Raw genomic sequence first — 15,563 nt, 5'->3', positions numbered from 1 at the left:
AATACAAACACATGAGACAATTTTTCCTTGGCTTATGCCTTTTGGGGGGATTGAGCCTTGCGCAGGCACAGCAACCCGTAAGTTATGAGCAGGCATTCAAAGGGGCACCTACCAATATGATGCAGCCCCTGCCCATGGTTAGCAAATGGCTCGATGGAAAACATTACCTGGAAACGCGTACCGAAAACAATGTTCGCCAAACAGTAAAGGTGAATGCGATCAGCGGAGTGGCAGAAGCCTATACTCCTCCCCCGGCTGAAAAACCAGCTCCGGCGGTACCTGCGATTGCGGTTATGGGTGCCCGTAACCAAACTACTTCTCCGGATGGAAAGTATTTTGCTTACACGAAAAAGGACAACAACCTGTATATCCAGGAGATTGCTACCAAAAAAGAAATTCAACTCACCAAAGACGGGAACGATTCTGTACTGAATGGATATGCTTCCTGGATCTATTTTGAAGAAATCCTGGGTCGTGCTTCCCGCTACAAAGCATTCTGGTGGAGCGAAGATGGTAAACATCTCGCCTTTATGCGATTCGATGAAAGTGGTATGCCTGTCTTCCCGATTTATGTGGCCGATGGCCAGCACGGGTACCTGGAAAACAACCGGTATCCAAAACCGGGTGATAAAAATCCGGATGTGCGGATTGGTATTGTAAATGTTGAAACAGGTACTACCACCTGGGCTGATTTCAATGAAAAAGACGACCAGTATTTTGGCACGCCTGTATGGACACCGGCCGGACAACTCTGGATCTCCTGGATGAACCGTGGACAGGATCAGCTGAAAGTCTATAATGTGGCGCTGAATTCCGGAGAAAAAGCGTTGGTGTATGAGGAAACCCAAAAGACCTGGATTGACCTGGATGATACCGACCGCTTTGAATTCCTGCCCTCCGGTAAAGGCTTTATCCTTCGCAGCGATGCCAGTGGATGGAAACATTTTTACCTGCACGATATGAGTGGTAAAAGGCTGGCAACGCTTACCTCCGGTGATTTTACAGTAGGCGCGATTCACAAAATTGATGAAAAAGCCAAACGCATCTATTTTGATGCACGTAAGGAAAACAGTGCCCGCACAGATCTGTACAGCGTTGGTATGGATGGTAAAAACATGCAGCGGCATTCTTTTGGCGATTACACCTTCCGCGGTATGATCCTTTCTCCTGATAACAAATACTATATCACAACTTATTCCAATCTGCAAACTCCGCCTACAATGGTGTTGGCAGACATGAAAGGAAAGGTTATTCGTGAACTGGGAACAGCCAAAGGGAAAGGTGCTGACATGTATGCACAACCGAAAAGAGAACTGGTTCGGGTAAAGTCTGCGGATGGATTGTTTGATTTACCTGTATTGATTACCTATCCGATTGGATTTGACCCTGCAAAAAAATATCCTGTCATCATTAATATTTATGGCGGTCCGAATGCTGGAACGGTGTATGATACCTATCGTGCAAGCCCAACCGAAATTTGGTGGGCCCAGGAAGGACTGGTACAGGTTGCCATTGATAACCGCAGCAGTGGTCATTTTGGTAAAAAGGGGATGAACTTCATTCACCGCCAGTTGGGTAAATACGAAATTGAAGACTATATGAGTGCTGCAGGCTGGTTGCGCAAACAGCCCTGGGTTGCAGGTGACAGGATTGGTATCACTGGAGGCAGTTTTGGAGGGTATATGACTGCCATGGCCCTAACCTATGGTTCGGATTATTTCACCCACGGTATTGCCAACGCCTCAGTAACCGATTGGAGTTTGTACGACACCCATTATACTGAGCGCTTTATGGATACCCCGGCAGAAAACCCTGAGGGGTATAAAGCCACTTCTGTAATGACCTATGCAGATCGTTTAAAGGGTACCCTTCGCATTGTACATGGTACAACCGATGATAACGTACACATGCAGAACAGCGTGCAGCTGATTAACAAACTGCAGGACCTGGGCAAGCCCTTCGAGATGATGATCTATCCGAATGAGCGGCATGGCATTGGTGCCAATGTACGCGCCAAGCGCGAGCACCTGGTTTCCGAGAATGCCAGCTTCTTTTATAAGCACCTGCTGAACAAGCCGATTCCGGAGGTCTTCTGGAAAAAAACAGAGCGCAAGGCATTTTAAAAAGTACGATTTCAACAAGGCTTAATGACTTCTCAAAGAGGTGTAGTAACTTAGATACTACACCTCTTTGATTTTTATGACAAACCGCCGCCAATTCATCAGCAAACTGACCGCTCCTTTTCTGGCTATGCCGGTATTATCGGAGCTGGCTTTTCCTTCCTGTGCCAGTCCTTACGAAGGACCTGTTTTAAAAGTTGCCCTGATGGGATTGGGAGGTTATGCAACGCGGGTTGCTGAAGCCATGCAGGCCAGCAAAAAGGCCAGGATCACAGGACTCATAAGTGGCACACCGGAGAAGCTGAAGTCCTGGCAGCAGAAATACAATGTATCCACCAAAAACTGTTACAACTACGAAAATTTCGATGCCATCAAAAACAATCCTGAAATTGATGCCGTCTACATCCTGACACCAAATGCGTTGCACCATCCCCAGGCGCTGCGGGTTGCTGCTGCCGGCAAGCACGTGATCTGCGAAAAGCCAATGGCTCTCAATGCCAGGCAGGGAAAAGAAATGGTGGAAGCCTGCAAAAAAGCCGGCAAACAATTACTGGTGGGTTATCGCATGCATTTTGAAGCCAATACGGTAGATATCATTCAGCAGCGTATCAATGGAAATTTTGGCAAAATTCTTTTTTTTCAGGGACTCAGTGGTTTCCGTATCGGGAATCCAAGTCAATGGCGACTCAACAAAGAATTGGCTGGAGGAGGCGCGATGATGGACATCGGTATTTATTCGGTTAATGGAGCCCGTTATATGGTGGGTGAAGATCCAATTTGGGTAACAGCGCAGGAAACCAAAACCAATCCAACACTCTTTAAAGAGGGGGTAGATGAAACCATTCAGTTTCAGATGGGTTTTCCCGGAGGTGCAGTAGCTTCCTGTTTATCCACGTATAACATGAATAACCTGGATCGATTTTTTCTGAATGGAGAAAAAGGCTTCGCGGAACTCTATCCCGCATCCGGATATGGCCCTATTAAAGGAAGAACACACCAGGGTGAATTGAATCATCCGCATGTAGCGCATCAAACCACGCAGATGGAGGAGATGGCCGCCATTCTGCTTGAAAATAAAAAACCATTGGTACCGGTAGATGGCCTAGAAGGCTGGAAAGACCTGGTCATCATTGATGCCATCTACAAAGCCGCCGCATCCGGCCAAAAAGAACCTATTCGTTATTGATAGTTATACTGCTATAAAAAATTAGGGAGCCACCTTGTAGTAGCTCCCACTTCTAACATCTTTTCTCACTTCTGACGTCTGACGTCTCACGTTTCACTTATCACTTATTCATCGTATTCTTCGCTTCAATACTCAGCGTCGCATGTGGAACAGCCCGTAAACGCGCTTTATCAATCAGCTTTCCGGTAACCCGGCAAATACCATAGGTTTTATTCTCGATGCGCATCAACGCTTTTTCGAGGTGATCAATGAAGGTGATCTGTCTGCTGGCCATTTGTGCCAGTTGCTCACGCTCCATACTCACACTCCCATCTTCCATGGTCATATAACGGCTTTCACTTTCATCACCACCCATTTCATCTTTACGGGTGATCAATCCCTGTAGGTAAGCCAGCTCTTTTTTTGCGGCGTCCAGTTTTTTGTTAATCAACTCTCTGAACTCTGCTAATTCTGCATCACTGTATCGCATAGTAGGTCCGGTTTGAATTGGAGCCTCCTGATCCAACACACTCTTGGTAAAATCAGGATTGTACGGCTTCACGGTTTTAGTTTTTATTTCTGGCACCACCCACTTGGTCGGTCTTTTTTCTGGAGGTGGAGCCGGTTTTTTAATAGGGATCGGGGTCGTTTGTTTTGAATCATCCTTCACCGATGCCGGTTTCATAACAGATGGCTTCCCGATTGGTTGTCGGATTGTTTTAACCACTGGTTTTTTACCTTTTCCTTCTGATTTGGAACTGGTGCTTTTTGCTGGTGCTGTCGATGCTTTTTCCTGTTTGGGAGCTTCTGGTTGTTTGATAGGTTCTGCCTTTTTAGCTTTATCAGCTTTTACTGGTGGTTCTGGATTTTTGGCGGCTGGTGCTTTCGCAGGAGCCGTAGCTTTCGCTGCTGGCGCTTTGGCAGGTGCAGGTTTTGCGGGAGCTGCTTTGGCAGCCGCTGGTTTCGGAGCAGCTTTAGGGGCCGCTTTCGCAGGAGCTGCTTTTGGAGCTGCCTTAACAGGTGCTTTTGCCGCTGGTTTGGCCGCTGGTTTCGCAGGAGCCTTTGCAGCAGGAGCTGCTTTTTTTGCGGGAGCCGGTTTGGCTGCTGCTTTCTTCGCAGGGGCAGCCTTGGTAGCCGCTTTACTGCCTGCTGCCGATTTTGCCGGTGCAACTTTTTTCGCTGATCCGGCTGCTTTACCAGCCGGTGCTTTTTTGTTGGTTGCCATAAATATTCCTTTTTCCGGTGATCAATGTCCTATTTATATGTCAGGATCTGCTTAGTTTATTCACCCAAACTTTGACCTCCTGTTCATTCACCTCCACAGGAATGCCCTCGTTTAGCTGATCTACTAATTCGAGCTCATCCGCCAAAACCTCTGTTTTAATGTAGTTGGCAAATTGCTTAACCGAATCCGCCAGACTTCCAATTCCTGCCAGCCTGATAGCAATCCGGTCAGTGAGTTCATATCCATTGTCCTTACGGATCTTCTGGATTCTGTTCACCAGCTCGCGTGCATTGCCTTCCTGCTCCAGTTCCGGTGTCACTGTCACGTCCAGGGCCACTGTCAGTGCTCCTTTTGAGCTTACCAGCCAGCCCGGAATATCCTCGCTGGATATTTCCACCTCATGGATTTGTAATATTAAGGGTTCGCTATCAATTTCCAAAGAATATGATCCTTCTTTTTCAAGCTTTGAAATGGCTTCCTGATCAAAGGCCTGAATGGCGGCCGATACAGCCTTCATTTTTGCCCCTACCCGCTTACCCAGCGCCTTGAAATCCGGCTTGATTTTCTTTTTAATGAATCCTTCCGCATCGGTCAGGTACTGCAGTTCTTTCACATTCACTTCCGACTTGATCAGGTCTTCCACTTTCAGTAACTGTTCTTTCATCGCCGGGTTCAATACCGGGATTAGCACTTTCTGCAAGGGTTGCCGTACCTTGATATTCACTTTTTTCCGCAAACCTAATACCAGAGAAGAGGCATCCTGGGCTAGTTTCATCCGCTCTTCCAGGCTTTGGTCAATCCGGCTTTCATCAGCCTTTGGATACAATACATGATGAACAGATTCTCCATTTAGACGACCCGTTACCTCATTCAGGTTGCTGAACAACCAGTCTGCAAAAAAGGGCGATACCGGTGCCATCAGCCTTGCGATGGTCTCAAGGCATTCATATAAGGTCTGATAGGCAGCTATTTTATCCTGGCTGTAATCACCTTTCCAGAACCGGCGTCTGCACAAACGCACATACCAGTTGCTCAACTGCTCATCCACAAAATCTTCAATGAGTCGTCCAGCCTGGGTGGGTTCATAATCATCAAATGCCGCAGTCACTTCCTTCACCAGTGTATTCAAAGACGACAGTATCCAGCGGTCAATTTCAGGGCGTTCTTCCAATGGGATGGAAGCTTCCTTGAAAGCAAATCCGTCCACATTCGCATAGAGTACAAAAAACTGGTAGGTATTATATAAGGTACCAAAGAACTTCCGCTGCACTTCGCGGATACCCTCCAGGTCAAATTTCAAACTATCCCAGGGGGATGCATTGGTGATCAGGTACCACCTGGTAGCATCCGCGCCAAAGGTTTCAATGGTCTTGAAAGGATCCACCACATTGCCCAGGCGCTTACTCATCTTATTGCCATTCTTGTCTAGTACCAATCCATTCGACACTACTGTTTTGTAGGCAACGCTATCATACAACAATACGCCTAATGCATGTAAGGTATAAAACCAGCCACGGGTCTGGTCCACGCCTTCTGCAATGAAATCAGCCGGATAATTCTGCTCAAAGGGTGCATTGAAGGGCTGCTCTGCTCCTGCTTTCAGCTTCTCCTGGTCCAGTCCCCATTGTGCATAAGGCATTGCACCACTATCAAACCACACATCAATCAAATCCGGTTCCCGATGCATAGGCTGACCGCTTTCATTTACCAGCACCACTTCATCCACATAGGGTTTATGCAAATCAAGGATGCCATCGTGCAAATAATGTTTATTGATATCTCCACCCAGCACTTCATTTGCCTTACGGATTTCCGCATTTAACTCAGCAATGGATCCAATGCATTTTTCTTCCTTTCCATCTGCTGTTCTCCAGATCGGAAGAGGTGTTCCCCAATACCGGGATCTGCTCAGATTCCAGTCCACCATATTCTCCAGCCAGTTGCCAAATCTGCCTTCACCGGTTGCCTTGGGCTTCCAGTTGATGGTTTTATTCAATTCCACCATCCGGTCTTTTACCGCTGTGGTACGAATGAACCAGGCATCCAGCGGGTAATACAATACCGGCTTATCTGTTCTCCAGCAATGCGGATAACTGTGTTCGTATTTCTCAACTTTAAACGCACGGTTTTCTTTCTTCAGTTTTACACTGATGTCAACATTCACATCCACATAATTCGGATCATCTTTGTAATTCTTTACAAAGCGACCACTGAATTCTCCCAGTCCGTCTACAAATTTTCCCTCCCTATCCACCATGGCCAGGAAGCCAATTCCATATTTCTTTCCAACCTTAAAGTCATCCGCACCAAAAGCTGGAGCTGTATGCACGATACCGGTACCATCTTCGGTGGTTACAAAGGTATCGCAGAGCACTCTGAAAGGATCACCTCCTGCTACAGCCGGACTGTTTGCTTCATAGGGCAACAGTTGTTCATAACGGGCACGCTCAATCGAAGACCCCTTGAACTCAGCAATTATTTTCCAGGGTAATAACTTAGTCTCTGCTGAATAATTTTCAAAATTACCATTTTCGCCTTCCGGCTTGAAATACTTGCCCAGCAGGGATTTCGCCAGTACAACATTCACAGGCAAATGTGTATACGGGTTGAAGGTCTGCACCAAAACATAATCGATATTCGGTCCCACAGTTAACCCCAGGTTGCTTGGAAGCGTCCAGGGAGTGGTGGTCCAGGCCAGGAAGAAGATGTCTGACGTGAGATGTGAGACGTGAGAAGTGAGACGCATGGAAGACTCAACGGCATCAAAAAGAAACTGCGATTTCTCATCCTTTACTGCTTTGAACATCGCAACTGCAGAAGTATCCTTTACATCTTTATATGTGCCAGGTTGGTTGAGTTCATGTGAACTCAGTCCGGTTCCGGCCGCAGGAGAATAGGGTTGGATGCTAACACTCTTATAAAGTAATCCCTTTTCATGCAGGCGTTTTAACAACCACCAGAGGGTTTCGATATATTCGTTTTCAAAGGTTACATAAGGGTCTTTCAGGTCTACCCAGTAACCCATTTTATTGGTCAGTTCATCCCATTTATCCTTGAACCGCAATACCGCTTCCCGGCATTTCTGATTGTATTCCTCAATGCTGATACTCTTGCCAATATCTTCTTTGGTAATACCCAATTCCTTCTCTACTCCCAGTTCAATAGGCAATCCATGGGTATCCCAGCCGCCTTTTCTTTTCACCTGGAATCCCTGCATGGTTTTATAGCGACAAACCAGGTCTTTCAGCGTCCGAGAGATCACATGGTGAATGCCAGGCATACCATTCGCGCTCGGCGGACCTTCATAAAACACGAATGAAGGAGCCCCTTCCCGCACTTCAATACTTTTTTCAAATGCCTGGTGCTTTGCCCATTTCTCGAGAATGGTTGTCTCGATGGATGGTAAATTCAACTGTTGAAACTCACGATACTTGGCTGCCATAAATAACTAGCTGATTCTTAAGTGCTTATAAAAACTAAAAGATCGAAATAGACGCGAAGTTACTGAAATTTGACCGCAACCTGATCGCAGCTTAAACCTCTAGCCCAGGTATTTGTAATTTTAGGTGAAGCCATCCACTTGACCAAACACTGCTTTGCCTGTTTCCTGGGATTCCTTTGTGGGTTTCTGTTTTCCGGATCTACCCTCCGGGCAGCAACCTTTTTGGTTACCAGCACCGCAAATGATGGCCCGGGTAGCCTGAGAAACGCCATCCTTTCCGCCACTGCCAATGGCACCACAGAAAAAGATACAATCCTCTTTACGCTTACTGGTTCTGGTTCTGCCCTGCCAACCATTCAATTGAGTTCCGAGTTACCACCTCTTCCTTCCAATCTGTTGATAGATGGGAGCAGTACCACGGGACCGCGTGTGCCCCGCATCAATGCAGGCATTATTCTTAATTTCACCGGTCCACTCAGCTTTCAACGCTTCCATTTTTTCCGCATACTTGAGGCTACTGATATTACGATAAAGGGCATCGCTTTTCAAAACCTCCTGGGGCCCTTTCAATTTGAATTGGCAGTAGCTGGTATTCAGCTCAGCAATGCAAGCCAAATCCAAATTGGTGAAGAAGAAAATGGTAATCTTTTTTCGGGTGCGATGGTTGCCCTGGTAAATGAAACCCGTAATGGTGTTGAGGCCGGTTTTGTGAGAGATGTTCACGTTGTTGGAAATATAGTGGGATTGAATACAGTGCTTTCTAAAGCTGATTACAATGGTATCTACCTGGCCAATGCAAAACGCCTGAGTATGGAGAAAAATCTTTTTGTCAATACGGTATTGCAGGTTACGGAAGCAAGTAATACCGCTGGCGATTTTATAAACTTCATCGATAACCAGGCAAACAACATAGATGGACAACCGATTTCAGATGGCACTTTTCTATTACGACTGGAAGGAAGTACTGGCAACAATGGAAAAACGCTTATTGAAAATAACTTTCTCTACTCGGTTGACAGGGCAATCGAATTAAAACTCATAGAGCATCCGGTTTTTATGCGGGCCAACTTACTTGGTTCCAGCAGTTCACAAGCCTGTGCAGAATTGCGGTTTGCCATCACCGTTACAGATTGTAAGGAAGTTACTATTGGAACAGCTGATGGAGAGGGAACCAACCGCATTCGTGGTTCCATCTGGCAATATGGTACAGGAAAAATGATCGTATGGCAGAACCAGCTATTAGGAGAGATCCATCCTTCAACAACAGCAATCCAGGGTAGCAATACCATCACCTATTATTTTGAAAATATTCTGAGAGGGAAAACGGACCCGGGAGCCATAGTGCAACTGTATGGCACCAATTGCTCAGATCCCTGTCCGCTTAAAACCTATATCAATGCTGCTACCGCTGACGCAGAAGGCAACTGGACCATTTCGCATAATTTCCTGGCAGGCGCTTATTTTCTGACTGTTACTAAAAATGGTCAGACCGGATCACTGCAACCGATGGCCAATCAATCCAATCTTATCCGGCTTAATGACATCAGAATCACTGCTGATACCTGTGAAGCCAGCACAGGTTCCCTTGAACTCAGCTTGCCTAACCTGGATCCTAGTACTCAATTGAAATGGACTTCCTCAACCGGTGAATCCCTGGGTACAGAAAAAAAGATTACCGGGTTACCAGCTGGCGATTATTTCCTGGTCAGCAGGCAAAGCGCCGGAGCCTGCGAAACCACATTGGGACCGATACAGGTACCTGCAGTAAGAATTGAATTTGCACCAGCACAATCAAGAGAAGTATGGACCGATGCAAATGCTACAGTTGAAATCGTAATAGCTGCAGAACCGGGATTGGAATATTTTCTATTTGATCAAGCTTCAGGATCCACATCCGCAATTGATAGTTCTTTCACCGGAGTCTTTACCATAAATGCCGGTAATTCTGACAAAACCTATTTTATCAGAATTAAGAAGGGGAATTGCTGGAGTGAAACCTCGACCATCCGGGTTCGGATTCGTAAAGCAGCCGGACTCTTTTTCCCAACTGCTTTTAGTCCGGATGGTGATGGCCGCAACGATACCTGGAAACCCATCACAGATGGTTCATTTGAAATCTATAAACTCCGGATATACAATCGGCTGGGGCAACTGGTATTTGAATCCGGCATTCCGGAACAGGCATGGGATGGCAGACTAAAAGGACAAACTCAGTCTTCCGGAATCTATATCTGGGTGCTGGAAGCAAGAGACCGAACCAGCGTACAAATACGAAAGAAGGGACAACTCCTCCTCGTCCGATAACCCGAAAGCATCTGTAATATTTACTAGCGACAGAATCCCAGGTCCAAGCTGGTAGAATTACGAATTCCGTAAAGTAAAGTCCCCAACGGGCAAGAGTACGCGAGAACATGAGCTCTTTTTTCTGTTAAAAATCTCATTTACAGCCAATAAGCACCCTGGATTTTTCCACATTTTCCAGCTTTGGCACAATTTCTGGTCATTATTTAAGCGAAAATCAAAACAAACAGATGTGACGCACATCTTAAAAATATACCAGCTCGAACTGGTAATCTTTCTACGGTTTAGGGTTTAGGGGTTAAAATAGGGGGTTGTCTAGCCCCCTTCCTCATTTTTATACTTTACTTAATTTCAGTCATCCAGTTTTCTGTAAATTTTCTCGCAGTTTCAATCACCGGTTTTCCTGCACGAAAAGCCATTTTCCAGCGATTGCCTTTCTGCTCGTAATTCTTATTCACAAAGTATTTTACACCATTCTTTTCAATGAGTTCTGCATCAAAATCAATGTCTTTAGTTTCATCCAGAAATTGCTGCAACCGGGTTTTTACAAACAACATATGATTCACAGGATATTTGGTTTCCCATTCTTTCAGCAAACGCTGATTTCCCGCTTCCGCATCCTTTTGAAATTGCGGATAATTTTTTCTATAGGCAGCAATTTGTTTATTGTTCGGATCCTCATTAGCCACCTGCTGCTTTTTTAAATCCGCCAGCATTTTTTCAAACATCGGTTTCATGGAAGGATCTGCTTTTTTTACACTTTCTTCCATGTCTGCAATTCCCTTTTTACCCTGTGTTATCATATCTTTCTGCATATCATCGGGAGTTTGAGGCACGAAGAGTTCCGGTTTGGCCTTCTCCCGCATTTCGTTGTACTCTTTAATAAAAGCCGGACTCGCAACATATTTCTTTACGTATGCAAGCAGGCTGCTGGCAACGGCGGCGCGATTGCCTACTGCAATATTGCGGGCATTGCGAACGCCCTGCTGGTCAAGAGAACCCCAGAGAAAACTGCCTGCAATTTTTTGATCCGCATCTGTCTTGCTGATACCCAGTTGTTTTAAAAAATCATCAGCAAAACGGTTGGCGGATTGAAAGGCAAATAAGCCGGATAAAAGAATCGCCACGCATACGGCGATGAATAGATTTACTTTTTTCATGATTAGGAAAGGTTTATTGTTATTATAGTTAATGCAGTAATTAAAGCCGGATGAATTCAACCCGCCTGTTTTGTGCGCGACCAGCTTTTGATTGATTATCACCAACTGGTTCGGATTCTCCTTTACCGTCAGTATCGATCCGCGATGCGTCAATGCCAAAGTTTTCCACCAGGGTTGTTTTTACAGCGGCGGCTCTTTTTCTTGACAATTCCAGGTTGCCGGAATCATTTCCGTCACTATCAGTATGACCAATAATTTTTACTCGAACAGATTCGCCTTTTAATACCTCAGCAAGCTGCTTCAGTACACCATTGCTTTGCTCTTCAATGCGTGCGGACCCCTTTTCAAACAAAATTCCGGTAGTGGAAAACCTGCCTTCGTTCAGCAGTTTATGGCGGGTATCAGGCAGCCCTTTCGCCATCCTGATATTACCGACGGCATATCCTACTTCAGCTTCTTCACCACCATATCGTCTTACTACCAAATAGAATTGATTAATGATTGTATTGGGTGCTATTGCTTTTGGCAGATCATAGAGCTTGATGCCATCGAGCCATATTCGTAACCGTTCTTTCTGCACTTGCATTGATACATGTAATACCCGGTTGAAATATTCCTGCAACTTTCCATAGCGCTTCAAATCCGTATTCAGGTATTTCGATCGATTCTGAAATGTGTACAAATGCAATTGTGAGTCATTATTTCCAAGTGGCTGGATATTCAATTCAGTAGCAAATGTTTCAGTATATCCCTTTAAGAGTTCGTTCGCTGAGGCCGGGTAGTTACCGGATGCCAATACGCCAAAGGCAAGTACCGGAAAGGGTGCTTTGGGATTGGTTTGCTTCATGATCAAATCAAACTCAACTGTAAAATTCTCCGATAGGGAATCGGTATTGTCAGTCAGATAAGTAGCATTCTGAAAAAGCTGTACCCATTTTCCTTCCAGCCCTTCAATTGTCACTACTTCTGCAGTACCATTGGTATTCCAGTTGATCGGTAGTTCACCCACCGGATCAGAACTGAAATCATTGAAATAAACCAATTGCTCACCCGGAATAAAATCAAACCTGGACTGTGTATTGATTCCCTTGCTAGCCACCTGCTTTTGTTCTTTGGTTGTATCAGCAGTTTGCACGGCCTCTTTACCACCTGATTCGATTTCATCGAGGGTTTTATCGATAGCATTATCAATATGGCGGTCTACACGCTGGTTAACCTTGGCAGTTGTTTTAGATTTCACCTTATTCAGTATCCTGGTTTGCGAATAGCCACCAATTGTTATTCCGAAACATATAGAGAATATAACGATCCGCTTCATATTGCTTTCAATTTTGAAGGACAAATTTGACTTGATACCATCGCTATAGCAAGTAGAATAGTTATGAACTGTATTTTTCCGTGAATGAAACGGAATGTGATTTTTTCCCTTTCAGTTCATACATAAAAAACAACGTTTCATGTAAACCAGGACTATACAACATGTAACATGAAAAGATATTTGCTACCCTAAACCTTATAAAATGAAATTGTCAGGAATGATCCTGGTGCTGTTAATTTCAATTTACAGCTACGGACAAACAAATAAATCCACACCAGCTCCAACAGCTGTTGATGTGAACCAACTCTTGAAAATGAGTCCTGCAGAAAGGGAAGCCTATAAACAAAAACTGATTAGCCAGGCTTCTCAATTGGCACCAGTTGCGTTTCCCGAAATGGAATTAAAACCTCCAGCCAAGGATTTAAAAAGACTCTCCCTGATTCCTTCCCGTCCGCCAACCAGGCAGGAGATCAGCACCAGTCTGCAGCAATCCATACAGCAGATAAAAAAGGGAATTCCTGCTCCTAAAATTGAAGAAATCAATAAGCAGGTAGAATCACTTACAGTTGAGCAAATCGATGATAAAGCGATTGCCTCTTTCTACCAGGATAATCCCGAAGAAGGATTGCTACTATTAATGGAAGTCACTAAAAGAGATCCGGATGAAATCAACAGTCTGAATAATCTTGCTTCTATATTAACTATGTGCAGGGTGGAACAGAAAGCAATTCCCCTATTGATGTATGGACTGGAAAAAGTACCTAACAGCAGCACACTTTTAAATAACATCGGACAGGCCTATATGGGACTTGGTGATATGCAAATTGCCATGAATTATTTTAATGAGTGCCTTGCAATTGATGACTTGAATCCCGAAGCCAATCATAGTATGGGAATGATTCATTACTACAAGAAGGAGTACGAAAAAGCGATGTTATACTTTGAAAAGGAACTGAGTGTTTCCTTAAGAAGATCAACGCTGGCAATGGCTTACAAAATGGGGAAGAAGTTCAATGTGGGAGCGATTGCCCGAAACCGTAACAAATACAAAGGCGCGGGTGAAAAAGATTATTTTGAAGAAATCACACTTGGCAAGTTTTCCTTGCCAGATTATCCTTCTTCTACCAAAGAACTGGCAGCAAGAAAAAACGAACTGCAGACCTATGCAGCAAGTATCCAGGCAGAAATGTTGTTCTGGATGAACAATGCCTTGCAGGTCAATATGGCTGCCAGCCAGGATGCGGATGCATATCCGGGTTTATACTTCGATCTGGTGGAAGCTATGCTGGAAGAACTGGGCAATGAATTCACACCAGAATATCTTATTCCGTATGGAGATAGTGAATCCGAATTATTAAAAGAAATCATCACCCGGAATAGCATGGCAATCACCCGCGTTAAATGCCCCGAAGCGCCTGCTGGTAGTAGTATCACGGTTCAACAGGAATTTGCCATTGCCTGTTGCGAGAACCAGAAAAGACCATTGGCAGACAAACTGCTGGGAGAAGTAGGAAGCCAGGTAAAACCCATTTTTGATTTGGGTGCACAACGATGGAAATCTTATATCAACCAACTGGTTGCCATCGTTCAACTGGATCCCTCACCTGCCAACCAGGCCATGGTATACAATGCGGTAGCCGGTTATTTTAATTTTCTAAGTCTGGCCATGCTCATGTACACCGGAGGGGAGGTAAGTAACCTGCTTGGCGAATGTATTCCGGATTATAAGCCTTCTGATCTGGATAGCCTGGTGCAGGCGGATCGGGAATGGAAAATGGGCTGCCCGTCCTGGTTAAATATTGAAGTGGATCTTGGCGGTGTATCTGTAAAGGCGGATTGTAACAAATATGCCATCGAAGCAGGCGGTGCTTTGATGGCAGGATTTGAACATGAATTTAAAACCGGGAAATCTACCTTGCTGGTCGGCGTAGGCATCAAGGATAAAATTGCCCGTATTTTAAAGATCGAAGCTAAGTCGCAGTTTTATCTCAGCTTTGATGACAATAAACAATTCAGTGATTTCGGTATTCGAAATACTTATAAACTCGGACTCAACATCAACCCGCTACCAATTGGAGGAATTAAAGTTGGCTCCAACTATGGAGGAATCGAATCGGTCAACAATAAAAGTTTGCTTACAGGATCAGATGATTATAAAGTAAGCAGGAAGGGTGTGGTAGCCGCCTTATTTGATTAACCCATTCGCATATGTTGAGCCAGTTGTTTAGCTGCTGCATCGCCTTCGGATTCCAGCCTGCTTATTATCCGATCGCGCTCTGCTGCTGTTTTATTCTGGCTCAACTTTTTCTTACCCTGCAAATCAGTAACGGGTATTTCAAAAGCTACCAGGCCCTTCATCATACCTTTCCGGAATTTATCTGTGAGTCCGTTCCACTGTTCCAAATAAGCGGGTTCGAATTCCTGTATCATTTCTTCCAACATGGATTGTACCAGCTTTTCATCCCGTACAATGTTTGCCTTTCCATAGGCATGAACAGCCAAATAATTCCAGGTAGGTACAGACTCCAGTTTGTCGTATTGCGCGGGTGAGATATATGCATGCGGTTCAGTAAAGATTACCAATGAGTTTGTTGACTCAATGATTCCAGCCTGTTCATTGTTAGCTGCAAAATGCGATCTGAGCACCAATCCTCCTTTCTGCTCCTGAATCTGAAATGGCAAATGGGTGGCAATAGGCAGCCCCTCCTTCACTGTAATGATGGTCGCAAAGCTGTATTGCTTCATAAAACTTATCATGTCGGTCACATCTTCAAAGCGGAAAGCAGCAGGTACATACATATCGATTCCTTTTACACTGCAAAATGCAATCTT

Annotated in this window: 9 protein-coding genes; 4 read left to right on the top strand and 5 right to left on the bottom strand. The window is 44.9% G+C overall.

Annotated elements, in window-relative coordinates; translation table 11 throughout:
• Nucleotides 1-11 precede the first annotated feature (11 nt).
• A complete protein-coding gene (locus MD536_RS16720) occupies nucleotides 12-2,123 on the top strand; it encodes a S9 family peptidase (RefSeq protein ID WP_239602229.1) in 2,112 nt (703 codons plus the stop codon).
• A gap of 76 nt (nucleotides 2,124-2,199) precedes the next feature.
• Nucleotides 2,200-3,306, top strand: coding sequence for a Gfo/Idh/MocA family protein (locus tag MD536_RS16715; protein ID WP_239602227.1), 1,107 nt, complete (start codon nucleotides 2,200-2,202; stop codon nucleotides 3,304-3,306).
• Between the two features lie 100 nt (nucleotides 3,307-3,406).
• On the opposite strand, the gene MD536_RS16710 is transcribed toward MD536_RS16715, so the two are convergent.
• Together MD536_RS16710 and ileS are read right to left on the bottom strand one after the other, a co-directional pair.
• Nucleotides 3,407-4,510, bottom strand: coding sequence for a TraR/DksA family transcriptional regulator (locus tag MD536_RS16710; protein ID WP_239602226.1), 1,104 nt, complete (start codon nucleotides 4,508-4,510; stop codon nucleotides 3,407-3,409).
• 40 nt (nucleotides 4,511-4,550) lie between these two features.
• Complete coding sequence (ileS, locus tag MD536_RS16705; RefSeq protein WP_239602224.1) at nucleotides 4,551-7,952, bottom strand: isoleucine--tRNA ligase; 3,402 nt, start codon at nucleotides 7,950-7,952, stop codon at nucleotides 4,551-4,553.
• A gap of 138 nt (nucleotides 7,953-8,090) precedes the next feature.
• On the opposite strand from ileS, the gene MD536_RS16700 reads away from it, so the two are divergent.
• Nucleotides 8,091-10,256 (top strand): T9SS type B sorting domain-containing protein, encoded by a 2,166-nt coding sequence (locus MD536_RS16700; RefSeq protein WP_239602222.1) that lies wholly within the window; start codon nucleotides 8,091-8,093, stop codon nucleotides 10,254-10,256.
• A gap of 338 nt (nucleotides 10,257-10,594) precedes the next feature.
• Here the strand turns inward: MD536_RS16700 and MD536_RS16695 are convergent, their stop codons facing one another.
• A complete protein-coding gene (locus MD536_RS16695) occupies nucleotides 10,595-11,413 on the bottom strand; it encodes a hypothetical protein (protein WP_239602220.1) in 819 nt (272 codons plus the stop codon).
• Nucleotides 11,414-11,453: 40 nt separating this feature from the next.
• On the bottom strand, nucleotides 11,454-12,731 hold the full coding sequence (locus MD536_RS16690; RefSeq protein ID WP_239602218.1) for an OmpA family protein: 1,278 nt from the start codon (nucleotides 12,729-12,731) through the stop codon (nucleotides 11,454-11,456).
• A gap of 202 nt (nucleotides 12,732-12,933) precedes the next feature.
• Here MD536_RS16690 and MD536_RS16685 point away from each other — a divergent pair, with 202 nt between their 5' ends.
• Complete coding sequence (locus MD536_RS16685; RefSeq protein WP_239602216.1) at nucleotides 12,934-14,928, top strand: tetratricopeptide repeat protein; 1,995 nt, start codon at nucleotides 12,934-12,936, stop codon at nucleotides 14,926-14,928.
• Here the strand turns inward: MD536_RS16685 and MD536_RS16680 are convergent.
• Nucleotides 14,925-15,530: an FMN-binding negative transcriptional regulator gene (locus MD536_RS16680; protein ID WP_239602213.1), complete on the bottom strand. Its 606-nt coding sequence runs from the start codon at nucleotides 15,528-15,530 to the stop codon at nucleotides 14,925-14,927. The genes MD536_RS16685 and MD536_RS16680 overlap by 4 nt on opposite strands.
• Nucleotides 15,531-15,563: the final 33 nt, after the last annotated feature.

It is taken from the genome of Flavihumibacter cheonanensis (assembly GCF_022352215.1).
GTDB lineage: Bacteria > Bacteroidota > Bacteroidia > Chitinophagales > Chitinophagaceae > Flavihumibacter > Flavihumibacter cheonanensis.
The sequence above is the reverse complement of the archived record's forward strand: the minus strand, read 5'-3'. Positions and strand labels throughout refer to the sequence as shown.

Bases quoted from the DNA above. Each gene is read 5' to 3' on its own strand.
- MD536_RS16720 (WP_239602229.1), top strand. From the start codon at position 12: ATGAGACAATTTTTCCTTGGCTTATGCCTTTTGGGGGGATTGAGCCTT.
- MD536_RS16715 (WP_239602227.1), top strand. From the start codon at position 2,200: ATGACAAACCGCCGCCAATTCATCAGCAAACTGACCGCTCCTTTTCTG.
- MD536_RS16710 (WP_239602226.1), bottom strand. From the start codon at position 4,510: ATGGCAACCAACAAAAAAGCACCGGCTGGTAAAGCAGCCGGATCAGCG.
- ileS (WP_239602224.1), bottom strand. From the start codon at position 7,952: ATGGCAGCCAAGTATCGTGAGTTTCAACAGTTGAATTTACCATCCATC.
- MD536_RS16695 (WP_239602220.1), bottom strand. From the start codon at position 11,413: ATGAAAAAAGTAAATCTATTCATCGCCGTATGCGTGGCGATTCTTTTA.
- MD536_RS16690 (WP_239602218.1), bottom strand. From the start codon at position 12,731: ATGAAGCGGATCGTTATATTCTCTATATGTTTCGGAATAACAATTGGT.
- MD536_RS16685 (WP_239602216.1), top strand. From the start codon at position 12,934: ATGAAATTGTCAGGAATGATCCTGGTGCTGTTAATTTCAATTTACAGC.
- MD536_RS16680 (WP_239602213.1), bottom strand. From the start codon at position 15,530: ATGTATGTACCTGCTGCTTTCCGCTTTGAAGATGTGACCGACATGATA.